The sequence below is a fragment of the Zavarzinella formosa DSM 19928 genome, from assembly GCF_000255705.1.
GTDB lineage: Bacteria > Planctomycetota > Planctomycetia > Gemmatales > Gemmataceae > Zavarzinella > Zavarzinella formosa.
The window spans coordinates 637,670-655,445 of sequence record NZ_JH636439.1; the positions used below are offsets into that span (position 1 = coordinate 637,670).

The 17,776-nt window shown below is 57.1% G+C and carries 13 protein-coding genes; 6 read left to right on the forward strand and 7 right to left on the reverse strand.

Features of this window, described 5'->3' with window-relative positions; all coding sequences use genetic code 11:
• The first annotated feature begins 361 nt into the window (after positions 1 to 361).
• A complete protein-coding gene (cimA, locus tag BGIM_RS0103565; protein ID WP_029629710.1) occupies positions 362 to 1,930 on the forward strand; it encodes a citramalate synthase in 1,569 nt (522 codons plus the stop codon).
• Positions 1,931 to 2,160: 230 nt separating this feature from the next.
• The gene (locus tag BGIM_RS0103570; RefSeq protein WP_020468425.1) at positions 2,161 to 5,283 is read left to right on the forward strand and encodes a valine--tRNA ligase; all 3,123 of its coding nucleotides are present in this window, start codon (positions 2,161 to 2,163) and stop codon (positions 5,281 to 5,283) included.
• A gap of 11 nt (positions 5,284 to 5,294) precedes the next feature.
• On the opposite strand, the gene BGIM_RS0103575 is transcribed toward BGIM_RS0103570, so the two are convergent.
• The 3 genes from BGIM_RS0103575 to BGIM_RS0103590 all read right to left on the reverse strand — a co-directional run bounded on the left by BGIM_RS0103575 (position 5,295) and on the right by BGIM_RS0103590 (position 9,118).
• The gene (locus tag BGIM_RS0103575; RefSeq protein WP_020468426.1) at positions 5,295 to 7,064 is read right to left on the reverse strand and encodes a zinc ribbon domain-containing protein; all 1,770 of its coding nucleotides are present in this window, start codon (positions 7,062 to 7,064) and stop codon (positions 5,295 to 5,297) included.
• Between the two features lie 188 nt (positions 7,065 to 7,252).
• On the reverse strand, positions 7,253 to 7,648 hold the full coding sequence (locus tag BGIM_RS0103580; RefSeq protein ID WP_029629711.1) for a response regulator: 396 nt from the start codon (positions 7,646 to 7,648) through the stop codon (positions 7,253 to 7,255).
• A 441-nt stretch (positions 7,649 to 8,089) separates the two neighbouring features.
• Complete coding sequence (locus tag BGIM_RS0103590) at positions 8,090 to 9,118, reverse strand: uroporphyrinogen decarboxylase family protein (RefSeq protein ID WP_020468429.1); 1,029 nt, start codon at positions 9,116 to 9,118, stop codon at positions 8,090 to 8,092.
• 192 nt (positions 9,119 to 9,310) lie between these two features.
• Between BGIM_RS0103590 and BGIM_RS0103600 the strand changes: the two genes are divergently transcribed.
• Positions 9,311 to 10,501: a hypothetical protein gene (locus BGIM_RS0103600; protein WP_157368590.1), complete on the forward strand. Its 1,191-nt coding sequence runs from the start codon at positions 9,311 to 9,313 to the stop codon at positions 10,499 to 10,501.
• A 5-nt stretch (positions 10,502 to 10,506) separates the two neighbouring features.
• Here BGIM_RS0103600 and BGIM_RS0103605 read toward each other — a convergent pair whose 3' ends face one another.
• Entirely contained in the window at positions 10,507 to 11,394 is an 888-nt protein-coding gene (locus BGIM_RS0103605; RefSeq protein WP_020468431.1) for a metallophosphoesterase family protein, read from the reverse strand.
• A gap of 65 nt (positions 11,395 to 11,459) precedes the next feature.
• Between BGIM_RS0103605 and BGIM_RS48525 the strand changes: the two genes are divergently transcribed.
• From BGIM_RS48525 to BGIM_RS0103620, 3 genes are read left to right on the forward strand one after another with little or no spacing between them, the layout of a single operon-like run.
• Complete coding sequence (locus tag BGIM_RS48525) at positions 11,460 to 13,661, forward strand: DEAD/DEAH box helicase (protein WP_020468432.1); 2,202 nt, start codon at positions 11,460 to 11,462, stop codon at positions 13,659 to 13,661.
• Positions 13,654 to 14,313 carry a TIGR02996 domain-containing protein gene (locus BGIM_RS0103615; protein WP_020468433.1) on the forward strand — a complete coding sequence of 220 codons (660 nt, stop codon included), beginning with the start codon at positions 13,654 to 13,656 and terminating at the stop codon, positions 14,311 to 14,313. Before BGIM_RS48525 ends, BGIM_RS0103615 begins: the two co-directional genes overlap by 8 nt.
• Before the next feature lie 36 nt (positions 14,314 to 14,349).
• Positions 14,350 to 15,702 carry an NAD(+)/NADH kinase gene (locus tag BGIM_RS0103620; protein ID WP_020468434.1) on the forward strand — a complete coding sequence of 451 codons (1,353 nt, stop codon included), beginning with the start codon at positions 14,350 to 14,352 and terminating at the stop codon, positions 15,700 to 15,702.
• Positions 15,703 to 15,744: 42 nt separating this feature from the next.
• Here BGIM_RS0103620 and BGIM_RS0103625 read toward each other — a convergent pair whose 3' ends face one another.
• The 3 genes from BGIM_RS0103625 to fliN all read right to left on the reverse strand — a co-directional run bounded on the left by BGIM_RS0103625 (position 15,745) and on the right by fliN (position 17,772).
• Positions 15,745 to 16,896: a hypothetical protein gene (locus tag BGIM_RS0103625; RefSeq protein WP_020468435.1), complete on the reverse strand. Its 1,152-nt coding sequence runs from the start codon at positions 16,894 to 16,896 to the stop codon at positions 15,745 to 15,747.
• Between the two features lie 88 nt (positions 16,897 to 16,984).
• Entirely contained in the window at positions 16,985 to 17,374 is a 390-nt protein-coding gene (locus BGIM_RS0103630; protein ID WP_020468436.1) for a flagellar biosynthetic protein FliO, read from the reverse strand.
• Positions 17,371 to 17,772, reverse strand: coding sequence for a flagellar motor switch protein FliN (gene fliN, locus BGIM_RS0103635; protein WP_020468437.1), 402 nt, complete (start codon positions 17,770 to 17,772; stop codon positions 17,371 to 17,373). Before fliN ends, BGIM_RS0103630 begins: the two co-directional genes overlap by 4 nt.
• Positions 17,773 to 17,776: the final 4 nt, after the last annotated feature.

The window sequence follows — 17,776 nt, forward strand, 5'->3', positions numbered from 1 at the left end:
ACCCCCCGTTGCACGCTTGGTGATAAAATGCAATCGTCATGGGGCAGGGGGGTGGCGTCGGCCGCCTCGGGTGGGCCGATCAGAACCAGACGCAAGGGTCTTCTGCCGTCAACCACGCAAGTCTTGGAGGATTTTCTCCCCGGCGAGTTGACGCTTTCCGTTCCGACGTTTAGTATTGTTCAAATGACATCCGTGCGAGCAATTTCCGTTGTGATTCCAACCACGATTGTGGTTCGGGTCATTATTTCGGAAATCTAAAGCTCCGGGTGGATCAAGCAAGATCAATCGTCACCCCGGAGCAACCGCTTCGGGGTTTTTTCGTTTGCCGGCTTCTCCCGCCGGCGAGAAAGGTTGGGGCGTCATGCGAATCGCGATCTACGACACGACACTTCGTGACGGCAGCCAGGGCGAGGGGATTAACTTTTCCCTGCATGACAAGATTCAACTGACGATCAAACTCGACGAACTTGGGGTGGATTACATTGAGGGGGGCTATCCGCTCTCGAATCCGAAAGATTTCGAGTACTTTCAGGCGATGAAGTCCCACCCGTTGAAGCATGCCAAAGTGGTGGCCTTCGGGATGACCCGCCGCAAAAACTCACCCGCCGAGACGGACACCTGTATCACCGCCTTGCTGGATTCGCAAACGCCCGTGGTGTGCATTGTCGGCAAGACGTGGGACATGCAAGTCCACGAGATCATGAACACGGATTTGGAAGAGAATCTGCGGATGATCGCCGATTCCGTGGCGTATTGCAAAGCCGCCGGCCGGGAAGTCTTTTACGACGCGGAACACTTCTTCGATGGCTATAAGGCCAACCCGGAATACGCCATCCGCACGCTTCAAGCCGCCGAAAAGGCCGGGGCGAGTTGCGTGATCCTGTGCGACACCAACGGCGGGAACATGCCCGAGGTGATTGCCGAGCGCGTCCGGGCCGTGCGGCAAGTCGTGACGTGCGACGTGGGCATTCACACGCACAACGATTGTGAAGTGGCTGTGGCAAACTCTCTGGCCGCCGTGCGGGAAGGGGCCACCCAAGTGCAGGGAACCATGAACGGCATCGGCGAACGCTGCGGCAACGCCGATCTCGTGAGTGTGATTGCCAACCTGGCCATCAAGTACGGCCATGATGTGCTTCGGCCCGGCTCCCTGCAACGGCTCACGGAAGCCTCCCGATATGTGTACGAAGTGGCGAACATGAACTTCCGCAACGGTCAGGCGTTCGTGGGGGGAAGCGCTTTTGCCCACAAGGGGGGAATGCACACCCACGCCGTGGCCAAGAACCCGATCAGCTACGAACACATCAACCCGGAAGTGGTGGGCAACGAACGCCGAATTCTGGTGAGCGAGCTTTCCGGGCAATCGACGATCCTCACGAAGACGATCAAGTACGACATCCAGCACGACAAAGCGGTCATGCAAAAGATCCTCAACGAAGTGCAAGATTTGGAGAACGCCGGTTACGAATTCGAGGCGGCCGAAGCCTCTTTTGACCTGTTGGTGAAAAAGGCAATCGGCCAGTATCGCCCGTGGTTTGAACGACTGCATTATCGAGTGAATATTGAGCAGTATCAGGGGGGACTAACGGCGACAGAGGCAACGGTGAAGGTCCGCGTCGGCCCCGAAGTGTACCACACGGCCAGCGACGGCGACGGTCCCGTGAACGCGCTCGACGGAGCGTTGCGAAAAGCCCTTGTACCGGTGTTCCCGCAACTCGCCGACATGCAATTAATGGACTACAAGGTCCGTGTGGTCAACGCAAGGGAAGGCACGGCCGCCCGCGTCCGCGTGGTGATCGAAAGCCGCGACGGCGCCGATATTTGGGGCACCGTCGGCGTGAGTGAAAATATCATTGAGGCCAGCTTTTTGGCCCTCGCGGACAGCATCGAGTACAAACTGTTCAAAGATTTCGATGTGAACGGGAAATAGACATCATTCTTCCGGTTTGAACTGAGCCTGACCACGAAAGCAACCTCACCCCCCGCCTCCCCTCTCCGAAGCGGAGAAGGGAGCAAGTTTACGGGAAGTCTTCAGTCGGGTTCACCCTCTCCGTTTCGGAGAGGGTGCTAGGGGGTGAGGTTGTCTTTGCGGCTAGCCCGCCCCTTGCTTTGCGATCTTTGCGTGAAACTCTTTTTTCTTCTTTGAACGAGTCAGTATCCATGCCGACAGAAATGGCGAAAGCCTACGACCCCAAGGAAGCCCAGACCAAGTGGCTCGCGTATTGGGATGAACTGGCCGTCGGCCATGCGGAGGCCGATCCGTCGAAGAAGCCGTTCTCGATTGTCATCCCGCCGCCAAACGTGACGGGGGCGTTGCACCTTGGTCATGCGCTCAACAACACGCTTCAAGATGTCCTGATTCGCTGGCGACGGATGCAGGGTTACAACGCCGAGTGGATTCCGGGGACGGACCATGCTGGCATTGCCACGCAATCCGTGGTGGAAAAACGCATTTTTCAGGAAGAGAAGAAAACCCGGCACGACCTTGGCCGAGAAGAATTGGTTGGCAGGATTTGGAAGTGGAAGGAACAGTACGAGAAACGAATCCTCGGGCAGCTTCGTGAACTTGGAGCCTCGGCCGACTGGCAGCGGACCCGCTTCACGCTCGACCCGATGTGCGCCAAGGCGGTGCGGGAAACCTTCTTCCGCATGTTCCGCGATGGCTACATCTATCGCGGCAAACGACTGGTGAATTGGGATACACAACTTCAAACTTCCGTATCCGATGACGAGACCACAACTGAGGACACCAACGGAGGATTCTGGACTTTTAAGTATCCGGTGAAGGGAATGCCGGACACATTCATCCGGTTCTCGACCACCCGCCCGGAAACCATGCTCGGCGACACGGCCGTGTGTGTGCATCCCTCCGATGAGCGGTACAAGGCTCTTGTCGGCAAGATGGTGACCATTCCGCTCGTGGGCCGTGAAATTCCCATCATCGCCGATGCGTTGCTGGCTGATCCGACGCTCGGAACCGGTTGTGTGAAGGTGACTCCGGCCCATGATCCAAATGACTACGCCTGTTGGACACGAAATCCGCAGATCGGGATGATTAACATCTTGAACCCGGATGGCACGATCAACAGCGAAGGGGGCAAATACGCCGGGCTGGATCGGTTCAAGGCCCGCGAAGCCGTAGTGGCCGCGATGGAGGAACTCGGCTTCTTCGAGGGCAAGGAAGATCGCAAAATCCCGCTGAAGTATAGTGATCGCAGCAAGACCATCATCGAGCCGTTGCTCTCCGATCAGTGGTTCGTGAAGATGACTGATCGCGACGACGGCAAACCCGGCCTCGCTCAAATGGCGATGGATGCCGTGACCGATGGCCGTGTGAAATTCTTCCCCGAACGATATGCGAGTAGTTATCTCGACTGGCTCGGCGAAAAGCGTGACTGGTGTGTGAGCCGTCAGTTGTGGTGGGGCCACCGGATTCCGGTGTGGACTGCAATGATTCAGGTCGGAGGGATCGTAGATGACGACTATGAAGCAAAGCTCAAAAAAATTCAACAGTCAGCGATTGCTGAACTGAGCGATTTCCTCACGGCCACCGGGATTTCCAGTTCAGATTATGTGATTGAATTGGATGGAGAAGCGACACTCCGATGCTGCACTGCAACGGAGAAAGCCGAAAAGGCTTTGCAAGCTCTCCAGAGCTATAAGGAAAGTTGTCTTTTTGAAAAGGTAGTCCCGGGCAAACCAATCGGACAAGCTTTGCGCGAAGTGCCTGGCTTTGAGATGGCAACGTCTGCAGCTGCCAAAATATGGTCGTTTAGCGATTTGAAGCAAGACTCCGACGTACTTGATACTTGGTTCTCCTCGGCTCTCTGGCCGCACTCAACGTTCGGCTGGCCGGAACCCACGCCGGAACTGAAACACTTCTACCCGACGAGCGTGCTGGTGACGAGCCGGGACATCATCACGTTGTGGGTGGCCCGGATGGTGATGACGGGTCTTTACAACATGGGCGACGTTCCCTTCCGGAATGTGTACGTCCACACAAAAATTCTGGACGGGTTCGGCGAAGGGATGAGCAAGTCCAAGGGCAACGGGGTGGACCCGTTGGACATCATTGAACTTTATGGGACTGATGCACTGCGGTTTGGCATGGTGGCCTTGGCGACCGAAACCCAAGACAGTCGGATGCCGGTGGTGAACATTTGCCCGCATTGCTCGGCAGGGGTGCCGGTGAAGCAAGAGCATATGTACATGCGGACCAAGAAACTCACTTGCCCGAGTTGCAAAAAGCCATTCCGGCCCGGCGGACCGTGGCTGGCCGAAGATCCCGAGTTGCCGACGGCCAAGCAAGGGTCTGATCGCTTCGAGATGGGCCGGAATTTTGCCAACAAACTCTGGAACGCCACCCGGTTCATCCTGATGAATCTTGAAGGCTACACCCCGGCGGCGATCTCGCCGGAATCGTTGCCGATCGAAGATCGCTGGATTCTTTCGCGGTTGGTGACGACGGCGAATGCCATCACGGAAAGCTTGGACGGTTTCCGCTTCAGCGAAGTGACAAAGCATCTCTATGACTTCTCGTGGTCCGAGTTTTGCGATTGGTACATCGAGATGGCGAAGGGCCGCATGAAAGATCCGGCCGGGCGGGCCGGGGTGCAGCAAGTGCTGGCCGGGGTGCTTGATGCCATTGTGCGGCTGGCCCAACCGGTGATGCCCTTCCTCGCGGAATCACTCTGGCAATCGCTCAACGAAGCGGCCCCCGTGCGAGGATTTCCGGAACCAACCAAGGCCGGAAACACCGTCACGCAAACGGCGTGGCCGACATTCCCGGCGATGTGGCAGGACACGGGAATGGAAACCCGCATCGCCCGGATGCAGGAACTCGTGCGAATCGTTCGGGATGTGCGAAACCGTTACATGGTGGACGGCAAAACCGCCCTGAACGTGTCTGTGAAGTGCGGCGCCGAGGTGGCCAAAGATTTCGAGGCGCTGAAGCCATTCATCACGCTCCTCGCCGGGGTGGGTGAATTCAAAACCAGCCCGGATCAGGTGAAGCCGAAACAAGCTGCTTCGCAGGTGACGGCCGATTTTGAATGTTACGTGTCGCTGGAGGGGCTGATCGATCCCGCCGCCGAAGTGAAGCGTCTCGAAAAGCAATTGGCCGACAAGGTGAAGTCGCTGGAAGGGACAGAAAAGAAACTCAACAACGCCGATTTCGTCAAACGCGCCCCGGAAAGCGTGATTACGGAACAACGCGAGTTACTGGCCGACCTGACAAAACAAATCGCGTCATTGAAGGAGACGATTGCCGAGTTGAAGAGTTAATTGTGCGGGCTTTATTTTGCCTTGCACAAGATGATCGAATTCTGATTCTTCAGCGGATGGACAGCCAGCGTCTTCGCTGAAGGAATCAGGAAGAAGTGTTGTTCCATCGGAAACCCCATCCGTTGCGATGATTCAGCCAAGTCCTCAATACCATCCACTTGTGGGATTGAGGAAGTGTTTTTGTCGGCGGTCGAGCGAATCTCGAATTCCAGAGTTCTTTTGTCGAAGCCCTGACGCTTTTCTTCGATCATCAGATATTCCGGCCCGGTGACTGCCGGGAGATACCAAATTTTGTGATTGAAGCCGCCGACTTGTTCCGTGACCGGCTTGACGTCCGGTCCGTAAATTCTTCCTTCGGAAAACAAAAATTTGCCATTGCCGGAAGGGAACACGGTTCGGGGGCCAATGTGCTCGAAGTAGCGGTTCGCTTGGCCGTTTTCGCCGAACACATAGCTATAGACACCGGCCGGGAATTCTTTCGTCCATGCGGTGAACACGCCGCCGTTTCCGCTGACATTCAAGGCGATGGGTTTTTCAGCCAACCCGAGCGGAAAGGTGATTCGCTGGCCTCCGATGCCATAGTTCCCCGGTTGCATCGTGTTCGGGTCAAGGAATTGGATCGCTCTTTTTTCATCACGCCCGGCTGATTTTTCCTTCAGGCAAATCACCACGGGGCCGTTTGATGCGGCTCCCATTCCGATGGCCCCGATCTCGCCGCCGACCCGGTTTGCCATCTTTTGGTTCGGTTCCATTGTCTGGAGGCTGAACCGTTGAAACTCCTTTGTGTCCGGCAGGTAGGCCACGAAGAAATCATGCCCTCCGGCGATTATTGTTTTCGGTTGCCCAAGAGGGATCGTTTTGGCGATCTTGGCGGCGGGGACATCCAGCACGGAAACCTTTTGATGCAATTCGTGATGCAGGAGCAAATATCGGCCGCTTCCGGCGGGGATCACCTTGGTGATCGGGTGCGGCGAGGGAATCTCCGTGGTGTTCCCCAAGAAGTCTGCGGGGGTGAGTTTTGCATCAACCGGGGCGGGAAACAGCGGCTTGATGACGAGGTTTTCTCCTTTGGGCAGCGCCACTGGCGGCTTGACGGTCTTCGGAAGACCGAACGGATCTCGCGGGAATGGTTGGTTCGGAGGCAGTTGAATATTTGGAGGTTGAAACGGATCGGCCGGGAAGTTCTGTTTGCCTTGATTAAGAATGTCATCAAGGTTCCGGGGTTCGTCATTTCGAGGCGGCCTCACCGGCGTGAAGGCTTCGTTCTTCCCGGTGTTGGACGCCATCTGAGATGAGGTGGAACTCATCTTGGTTTTGTCCGGCCAGGCCAGCCAGGCGACTCCCCCCGCGAGAACAGCCACGAACAACACGCCCACACAAGCGATCACTCCGATCATCAAGCCGCCAGATTTTCGCTTTGGGCTACTCCCACCCCGGCCGCCGCCGGCCAAGTCATCCTGTTCCCGATATTGGGCGGCCTTGTTGCGAGGTTCGTCCTCGTCGTCATTGCGGTCTCGTCGGTTTCCCGTGCGGTCATAGGAGTTCCTTTTGGCGCGGGGGCGGTCGTCGTCTTCGGCGTCCCGTCGGGATTTCTTGGGTGGCAACGGCGGCGGGGCGGTGGCGGCCGATTTGGGTTTGTTTGATTGAGAAGATGCGTCCTCGTCCGGTCCCTTCACCATGAACACATGCGAACACGTTTGGCAACGAATCGTCTGGCCGACCAAACCGGGCCGAAAATCGAATGCCGCCTCGCACTCGGGACAGGTGTTGTGTCTCTTCATGGAATTGCCGACGTTGGAGGGTTGTCAGGTATTTGCGGGGAGCCAAGGCGATTGTATCGCAAGAAGACCGACAAGGGTGAGGGGATTTTGGCCTTGTTGTCTGTGGAATAATCGCGTCAGTGATTGGCAGTTTGAGGAGAACAGATGACGGGAATCTTGGGCAATTCCCGGCGCATTGCAGTCACAAATCATCCGACCTGTTTGCCCATGCACCATTCCAATTGTTCCATCACTTCTTGCGGATCGGCAGGTTTGGTGAAGTGCAGATCAAAGCCTGCTTCGACCGCTTGCCCGAGATGGCCATAGTCCCCTTTGGCGGTGACGGTGGCGAAGACGGGAGGATGATCGGGATTCTGGTCGCGCAACTGGCGAGCAAGCTGATACCCGTCCATTTCCGGCATGTTGATGTCCAGCACACAAGCTTCCGGCCGGAATGACTCGGCAACCAACAAGGCTTCCCGCCCGTTGAACGCCGTTTTCACCTGATAGCCCGCCATGTTTAGTAGTTCGCCGAAGGAAGTGGCCGCGTCCTCATTGTCATCCACCACAAGCACACGAGTCAGTTTCATCATTTCACCAGTCATTGGGAACTTCGAAGAGAGCTTGAGGATTTTCATGCAAGTCATGTGCCGTCAGCAAAAGCGCCGCCCCGATTGCTTTCCGCTGGCATTGTCCGGCAAAATCTCCGAAAATTGGCATCAGATTCCGATTCTCACCTCGTTCTGCCCTTCAAGCATCGAAGGAATCCTCGCGGTTTCACATGATTCGTCTATTGTTCGCTTTGATTGGAGTGGCGGTTTCTGGCTTGTTTGCCTGTGCCACGAGTATTCCCAATCTGCGGACGCCACAGACAAAGGCGCCAGGTGATTTCTCCATACGAGCAAGTGGAGCGCAAGATTGTTCTGTTATGAGCGACCGTGAGCGAGCGATACGGCAAGTGAAATGAGAATAAAATGCGGTAAGCATGAGAGAGGTTTCGATCTCCTCGGAAACATCGGGTGCCTCTCTCAAAACTTTGAAACCCCTCATTCCCCCTTTGCCGCCCGAATGTATGCTTCAAAATTGGCCACCGGCGTGGCCTTGTCCACCCCGTGGTTCAGATTGACGATGTGGCGTTGTCCGCCGCCTTGGGCAAGGCAACGTCGCACATCGGCCGCCACTTGTTCGGGGGTGCCGTCCCGCAAGATGTCGTGATCCACGTTTCCTTGAAACACCAGATGAGGATAATCCCGCCGAGCGGCGGCCAAGTCGTGTTGGATGCCTAGGCTAATCACTTCGGCCCCAGTCCGGCACATTCGCTCAAGGTAGGGGCCTTCTTTCACGAACAACACGCGAGGGACGCCGGCCGCTCCGGCTAAAATTTCCTGATGGTACGGCTGCGCCCATTCATCGTATTCGGTGGGCGTGAGGTCACCGGCCCATGAATCGAAGAGTTGGTAGACGGCCGCCCCTTCATCGATCAGCGTGTTGAGGAAGCCGATGGTGGCCGTCGAGATTCGCTGGAGGAGCAGTTTCCACGTCTCCGGTTGCTGGGCGGCAAACTTTCGCGTCTCGTTCATGTGTTTGCCGGTGCCGATGCAGTAGGCCGCCACAGTGAACGGGGCGCCGGCGAACGCCAAGACGGGAAGTTCCCCGTTCAATTCTTTCTTCACCGTGCGAAGCAGTTCGATGATGTGCGAATATGTCGAAGGGTCCGGCTTTTCGGTCAGTTTCAACACATCCGCACGGGAGCGGATCGGATGGTCCGGCATCGGGCCGATGTTTGGCTTCAACTGGAACGGCAAACCCATCGAAAACGGCAGCGTGGTAATGTCGTAGAAGAGAATGATCCCGTCCACGCCGAACCGCCGGGGACAGAGGGAGGCGAGAGCGGCTTTCTCCACGTTTTCTGAGAACTCGTAAAAGCCCAGCCCGGATCGAACTTTGTGAAACTCCGGGTCCCAGCGACCCGCCTGCCGCATGGCCCAAACGGGAGGCCGTTCGACTTGTTCGCCACGGGCCGCCCGGACAAGCAGGGGAACTTTGGGGCCGGAATGGTCGTCGTCACCGGTCATGCCGAGATCCTGGGTGGGGTGAGTTCGTCGCTTGCATTCAGATTAGCAAGGGAGCCAAGAGTTTCACGTCAAGAACCCCGGAGAAAAGCGATTGTCCCCGTTTCGATGATCCGCGTTTTTTGCTGGATTTTTCCGCGCGAGACAGCCGATTGAGTTCTCCCTGACCGGGTTTCATTGCGGGAGGTTGAGGCCGTGAAAGCAGTGAGAATGGCCGCGTTTTGGGGGGTTGGCTTGACGGGGGGCCTGATGGCCCAAGTTCCCGAAACGCCGCAAGTGCTGCCCCCGACGATCATCGGCACTCCCCGCCAGGAAAGCCCCGGTTCGCTTCCTCTCCCGGTCATCCGCAACGGGACGCCGCCCAAGTCGCTTGATGAAACACAACATTTCGAGCCTTCCTCGCTGATCGTCAACAAAGTCGAGGGCCGATTCCGGCTGATGGATGGCAAAACCACATTGCGCGATTTCGGGTACGACAAATCCTCCGCAGACGAGACGCTTCGCCTGATGCAAGAACTCGGCGTCAACCAAATGGTGACGATCCCCGGCGCCCGGCCGCCGTTCCAAGTGTGGTTTAAGGATGGCAAGCCCGTCCCCGCCAATGCCGCCCGGCAGGTGTTTTTGCCGATGCTGGCGCGAAACTTGCGGGCCGAATCAGTCGGCGGCGTGTGGGTGGTCACGGACGGCGCCAGGGGATTTTTCGATTTCGGAACGGAGGCCGAGGCGGCGAAGCAAGCCGCTAGTTTGCTGGTGAAACATGGATTCAATCAGATCGGGGTGATCGGCAGTCCCCGGCCGACGGTCTTTTACCCGATGTTCGACAAATGGACGGCTGAACGGGAAAGGCTTCGACCCACTGCCAGCACCTCATCGCTTGGCGTGCTGGACGATGTGGCCCAAAAGAATTTGATCCTTCCGGGCAATGTGCTGGCCGGGCCGAAGACAACCATCGACGCCGCCCAACTCCAAGTGGTCCGTGGCAAAACCGGCGAATGGACGTTGATGCACAACGAAGAAACGCTTGGCCGGTTTGGCAGCGCTGAGTATGCGGCTCGCGGAGCTTTGAAAGCCATTCAAGATGCCAAAGTGACGCATATTGTGCGAATCGGGACCAACAATTTCCCGATTTTCCTGGCCGACAGCCAACCAATGCGTGGGCGTCCCCTCGGCGGCACCAGCGTGAGCTTCCGGCCGGATCGCCTGAAACTTCAGCAAGTGCGGGACCATTGGTGGATCGCGGAAGACAGTCGCCCGTTGTTCGATGCGGGGTCAAAGCCAGATGCCGAACTGTTGCTGAAAACAGTCAGGCATTTGCAACTGTCGATGAGTTGCCAGTACGGTTTCGCGGAGGCGGGGGGATTGAGGATTCTGACCACTGGCTATTAACGCGGTCATTCGCCGACGAAATCCAACTCCGTCACCTCGCCCGATGGCCAGTCGAACAGGTGGAGGCGTTTGAAGTGGTAATCACCGCCGATGTTGAAGCCCCGCATCGTGCCTGACTGAGATTGTCTGGCCCAATGCGTGTGACCGCACCAGACGGCCGGAATATGATCCGCGTGCCGAAGGAGCAGTTCTTCCACGCGGGTGTTGCCTGAAAAAGCCCGCCAGAGCAGGGCGTCGAGCGGCGGCGGTTCCGGGGCCGGGTAAAGCAGTCCCTTCAATGGTGGATGATGGGTGACCACCAATGTCTTGGAATATTTGGCGAGAGCCGATTCAAGGTGGCGGGTCAGCGTCTCGAACACATGAGTGGTAAAGGTTAGATCGTCCCAATCCCACTTCACGAAATTCAAATCATTGTGAACGCCCCGCGAGAAGTGTTTGTTCTTCAAACGGTCTTCCCAATCCGGGGCGGTCTGTTTCAACAATTCATGGTCCCATGTGTAGTCGTACCAGTTGATGGAACCGACCACCGCGACATCCGAGTCCGGCAATTCCAGAGGGCCGTGGTCGAGAAAGTGGAAACCGTGTTCCCGGCTCACGCGGGGGAGATATTCCTCGTATACCCGACGAGAATCGCCGCGAGGATCAGAGGATCGCACCCAAATGTCGTGGTTGCCCGGCACGACGGCTTTCAGGCAGTCAATCCCGTCGAATAGGGCCAGACAGCGTTCAAAATCTTCTCCCGCCCCCACGTCCCCGGCCAATAAAATGACATCCGGCGGGTTCGCCCGAAGGTATTCGGCGATGTGTTCGGTCGCCCGGTTGCCGGTGGTGTGCCGTGTGCCGTAATGCAGGTCGGCGGCGACGGCGAAGCGGAGCGGACGGACGGACCTCATGCGCAGCCATTCTCCACGGAAGGCCCCGGCCGGGTTGGTCGCCGGGGGAAGGATTATCTTACGGCATGCTTCGCGAAGAACAGATCGACATCCGCCGGCAACGGGCCAGGACCGCCAAATTGGTGATCGAGAACATCGGTTCCAAGCAGGTGTTCTCCGATTACAAGGTGACCAACCCGCAGACGAACGGCCAATACACGGTCACGATTCGCGGCTTTGATACCGGGGACAACACTTGCACTTGCCCCGATTTTAAATCCAACACGCTCGGCACCTGCAAGCATATCGAGGGCGTGCTGGAACAACTTTCCCAAGATTCTCCCCAGACGGTGAAGAAGCGGAAAGCGGCGATCACGCGGCCGGAAATCACTCTTGATTACACCGCCCATCAACTTCGGCTGCGGTTGCAATTGCCGCCGCGACACTCGGACAAACTGGCCCAACTGGCCGCCCGGTTCTTTGACAAAGCGGGTTTCGCCCAGCCATCGCTGAACTATGTCGCCCTAGTGGATGCCGTGGAGTCTGTGCCGGAACAGGTCACGGTGATGTCGGATGCACTGGACTTCATCGGCCGGGAGAACGAGCGAATGTTGTTGGCCACGCGGGAAAAAGCCCTGCTGGCCGAACTTGAGTCGGGGGATGAACAATCCCCATTGCGAAGCCTGTTGAAGATCCCGCTGTACGACTATCAATTACGCGGGGCGATTTTCATGGCCTGCCGGGGCCGTAGCATCCTTGGGGACGACATGGGGTTGGGCAAGACCATCCAAACGATGGCGGCCATCGAAATTCTCGCCCGTGAACGGGGCGTGAGCCGGGTGCTGGTGATCGCGCCGGCGAGCGTGAAATATCAGTGGGAAACCGAGATTCGCAAGTTCACCGGCCGGGCCGTCCAAGTTGTCGAGGGTTTGAAGGATGTCCGCGAAGAACAGTATTCCGAGGAGTGCTTCTACAAACTGGTGAATTACGAACAGGTTGTCCGCGATCTTGATTTATTGAACAAGTGGGAGCCTCATGTCGTGGTTCTCGACGAGGCTCAGCGGATCAAAAATTGGGAGGCAAAAACCTCCCGGGCGGTGAAGAAACTTGTCTCCCCGTATGCAATGGTGCTGACCGGAACACCGCTCGAAAACAAGTTGGAAGAGCTTTATAGCATCGTGCAGTTCGTGGACGACCGCCGGCTTGGCCCCGCCTTTGAATTTTTGCACGAACATCGTGTGTTGGATGAAAAAGGGAACTTGGTCGGTTATCAGAATCTTGATCGCATCCGGGAACGACTCGCCCCGATATTGCTTCGCCGCACGCGCGGAGAGGTGTTGACACAACTTCCCGCTCGCACGGACAGCACGCTCTTTGTGGAATTGAAACCCGAACAAAAGGCACCCTACGACGAACAAGTGGTGGCCCTCGCCCGGTTGTTACAAAAAGGCCTTTTGACCGATGTGGATCGCAAGCGGATTCTTGCGTGTATCTCAAACATGCGGCTCATTTGCGACAGCACATTCTTGTTTGACAAAGAAACAAATGTTTCCCCGAAGCTGGAGGAATTCCGGGCCGTTGTCGAGGAATTGATGTCCTCCGGAGAACACAAAGCGGTGATTTTCAGCCAGTGGGAAACCATGCTAAACAAGGCGGCCGAGGTTCTCAACGATCTCGGCGTCGGTTTCACGTTGCTGCACGGCGGGATGTCCGGCAAAGAACGCCGGGCGGTGATGGCTCGCTTCAAGGAGAAGGATTGCCGGATGTTCCTCAGCACAGATGCCGGGGGCGTGGGGCTAAATCTTCAGGAAGCCGACACGGTGATGAGTCTGGAATTGCCGTGGAACCCGGCGGTATTGGAACAACGCATCGCCCGTGTTCACCGAATGGGCCAGCAACGCCCGGTGCGGGTGATTAATTTCGTGACCCGGAACAGCATCGAAGAACGGGTGATGGCCTCCTTGGAGGCAAAACGTTCTCTGTTTGGCAGTGTTTTCGATGGCGACAGTGATGCTGTGGATTTTGCCGCCATCGGCAGCACAACATTCCTCGACGGAGTCCGGGAGGTAGTCGGCCTGGAGAAACCGGCTCCCGCCGAGCCGAAGACTGCCGCCAAACCGCCGGTGGCCAAAATCACCGAACGAGAAACAACACCCGATCTCGTTGAAGCGGGGCTTTGCTTCCTAGAGGCGTTGGTGGCCGAATCGCCGCGTTGGAATCTGACGTCCGAGCAAAAAGCACGATTCCGATCAGCCTTGGGTTTGCTGACGGGAGGCGACGATGAATGAACGCGACGCCCTTCTGGAGACCATCTTTGACAATCCCCAAGACGACGCCCCTCGATTGATCTACTCCGATTGGGTCGAGGAACACGACGAACCGGGCTATGCAAATTTCATCCGGTTGCAAATCAAGGAATCACGCGGCGAACCAGTCGATGAGGAAGAACTTCAGCAAGCATGGCTGGATTATGAACGGGAGATTTCGCCGGATAAAGCATGGGATCACCTTGTTTCAAAGCAAAGTTTTGACCGTGGTTTTCCCGTGCCATCTATGAATGTGTCGGTTGGCAGTCTGCGCGATTATTCCCGGTATTGGTGGCCGCGTCTGCCGGTGATCGGTCTGATCAGCCCACTATCATCGCTGAACATTGCCGAATTTGTGCGTGTCCCGTACTTGGCAAGAATCCGTTCATTGGTCGTGGATGGGCATGATCCTCATGGCTTGGTGATTCCTCGACTTGTCCAGTGCCATTACCTCAAGAACCTGCGGGTGTTGGATCTTTCCATGTACAACATGGGGATCGAGGCGGCCGAGGCGTTGGCGAGAGCCGAGATATTCGAGCGTCTGGAGGAACTTCGCCTCCCTTATACGATGCGGCCAAACCGCGAGGCGGGGCGGCTACTGCGGAAACGATTTGGAGATATCTGTCTCCTTTAAGCATAATCAATCGGTCATTCACCAACGGAGTCCCACATGCCGAAGGTCGCCGTCTTGGGCGGGAGTTTTGATCCGCCGAGCTTGCATCACCGGACGCTGGCCGCGCTTCTGCGTCAGACCTTCGATGAGGTGATTGTCATCCCTTATGGGGCAAGATCCGACCACCGGACGGTTTCGGACACGCCGCCGGAATATCGGGCGGCGATGGCAGACTTGGCCTTTCGCGGCATCAGTGGCGTGGATGTGGAACTCTTCAGTCTCGAAGAGCAATCTGAACCGCTCACCAGCGAGATTGAGCGCCGGTTTGCCAGCCGTGGCGAGTTAAGTTACGTGGTTCCGATGGAGTTTGTGCGAGGCGGTCATGCCTGCTCGATCCGGTCTTCGTGGGAACGGGGGGAATGGTTGTGGGCGAACGGCTCGTTCGTGATCCTGCGGCAAGGGCACGAACCGCTTGCCGAGGAATTGCCCGCCCATCACACCATCCTTCAAGTGGGGCCATATCTTCCGGCCTCGGCGATCCGGGGTCGGATTTACAACCAAGAAACGGTTGAGGAATGGCTTACTCCAGAAGTATGCCGCTATGTGATCCGGCACGGTCTCTACCGCAGCCTGCCCCCGCGGACAGAGACGATGTTTCGCGTCGACCATCCTCGCGTGAAACTCTATTACGACGAAGCCAACGCCGATTCCCGGCAACTGGCCAAAGATTTCAACATCAACGAATGCGATCCGGATCTGATCGTCGTCTTGGGCGGTGATGGCACAATGCTCCGGGCGATCCGCAAGCATTGGCGGGACCGTTGCCCGTTTTACGGGTTGAACACCGGGCACTTGGGGTTTCTTCTCAATGACCGGGAGACGCGGTTCTGGGAACAAGAATTGAAGCTCTATCAATTGCCATTACTGTGGGCCGAGGCTGTCACCGTGGATGGCAAAACCGTGACCGGGCATGCCTTTAACGAAGTGTGGGTAGAGCGGGCCACCGGTCAAACAGCATGGGTGAAATTGTCCATCAATGGAGTGTGCCGCATCGAACGATTGGTGTGTGATGGGGCGCTCGTTTCGACCTCGGCCGGGTCCACGTCTTATGCGAAAGCGATGGGGGCGACACCGTTGCCGTTCAACACTCCGGTGCTGACCATCGTAGGCTCGAACGTGCTGACGCCGATGGGCTGGCGGCCGGCCGTGCTGCCGATCCATACGGAAGTGGAAATGACCACGCTGGACACGGATAAACGCCCGTTGATGGGTTATATGGACGGCGTTCCGCTGGGGCGAGTGTCCTCGGTGAAGGTGCGGGTAAGCCGGACGGCCGCGGTGGAACTGGCCTTCCAAACCGAACATGACCCGGTGGCCAAGTTGGCCCGCTTGCAATTCCCGCTGGGTTGAAAAAAATCAACCGGAAGCCAGCGGGTTGGGAGTGGTCAAAAATTACTTCTTGTTCTCGTCTGTCCACTTTTTGAAGGCCGCCTTGCGGTCGTCTTCCGAAGAGAAACCGAGTTGGTGGTATTGAATCAGTTGGTTCGGGTAGACGTTCCACATTTTGAACCCGTAATCCTTCGGGTTCTTGCCGCTCAGGTGGATGATGTTAGCCAGTGCCACATCCTGAAGTTTCACTTCCCCGCGATTGCCGCCGATCACGAAGCCTTGAATCTGGTTGGTTTCCTTCAAGAACGGTTCCAGATTCGGGATGTTGGTTTTGTTCCCGAGAGTGCCGACGCAACAAATGGCGCTGGCCTTGGTGTAAATCTGCGTGGCCTTGCCATCCTTGAGAGCCTTGGCGACCACATCGGCGGCCGACTTGATGTTGTGTTGGGCGAGCATCCAGACGCATTGGTTAATCGTGTTGTCGTCCATCCGGCCGTCCAGATAGTTGAAGAACACCTTGCGATAGCCAACACCCGTCTTTTCATCCTTGAGGAGGTTCGTGAACTGTGGCTGGTTGTAGAGGTTGGAGAGCATCCAGTCCGGTTGTGTCGGCTTGTAGGCCGGAGTGGAGCAGGCGAACAGCACGCAGGCGAGTTCGGCCGGGTTCAGGGCGTTTGGCCGATAGCCGCCCCGGAACCCCCCGAAGGGGTTGCCGAACATTTCCTGATACATTTCGTTGGATCGATGCTGAATCCGTTCGGTTGCCTTGTTCGGTTGTTCCTCGATGACTTCCAACAACGCGGCGTTGGTTTTGAGCATCTCCGCGAAGAGTTTGCGAGAGTCGTTGTCTCCGCCGATCTTCTCTTGGAAAAGTTTCCACAGGGGGAGATCGTGTTTTTCCTTGCCTTCGGTGTCCTTGAGGAACAAATCGATTCGGTACAGCAAATCGAGGGTGAGGGCTTGGGGCAGCAGTTGCTGGCAACGGGAACTCACCTCGGGATCGTTGCTTTTGACCCCTTCCAGCAAGGCGATCTTGGCTCCGCGACCCATCCGCACCAACTCGGCGGCGGCTTTCTCACGCTCTTTGTATCTCGGGCTGCCCAATTGCTCGATCAGGACGGGGAGACGGACGGGGTCCGCCTTCGTGACTGCCGGGGCTTCGGCCCAAAGAAAACCGGCGAGGAGACCGCCGGCCAGGGTGAGTGCGTATTTCATGGATGCAACGCCAAGGTGGTGTTTTGCGGGGAGGCCAACGTTCGCAATTTAGTTCAAATTATACTCAAACGCGAGCGTGAAGTGACAATCAATTTTCTTCGGCATGTTGCAAAACCGTTGCAAACGAATCGGTCAGTGGGAGCATCTCTCGGATGCCACCCAAGTCCGTCGCCACCACGATTTTTTGTCCGTTGGCTTCGATCACATGAAGAGCGCATTTGCGATTGAGCGGAACGGAGGCGATGTATTCCATCCCGCCGGACTTCATTCCCGGTTTCGCCGATCGTTGAAGGCGACGGGAGAACCAAAACAGCCCCAAGCACAAAACCAGCAAAACCCCGGTCCAGACGAACAACCGAAAAAGCATGGCGTCCACGCTCGGCGGTTCGGGCATCGGCGGCGGGGTATAAGCCAGTTCCCCTGCGGCCCGCACAGGAGACGAGATGGCGAACAGCCCGAGAATGAGCCACCTTCTCATCGCGATCCCCGGCCCCGAGGGCTGACCAGTTCCTTGATGCGGATGGCGAAATGATCGTCCACCACCACCACTTCCCCGCGGGCGAAGACCATCCCCCTCACGGTGAGTTCCACGGGCTGGCTCACGTCGCGGTCCAGCTCCAAGATCGCACCCGGCCCGAGTTTTAGTACTTCGCCGATGGGGATCGTCACCTGTCCGAGACGAGCGGTGATCGTGACCGGCACATCAGTCAGAAATTGCAATGATGGTTTTGTTGTTCCCCCTTCGGGCGTGAGTTGTGAAAACTCAGCCATTCGGGCGACAATCTCGTCCGGCGCGGGCTCGCCAAAATCCTCGCGAGGATCGGGGGGCGATTCGACATCGGGGATGGGTCCGGGGTCGGCTGACGGTGTGCTCATGCGT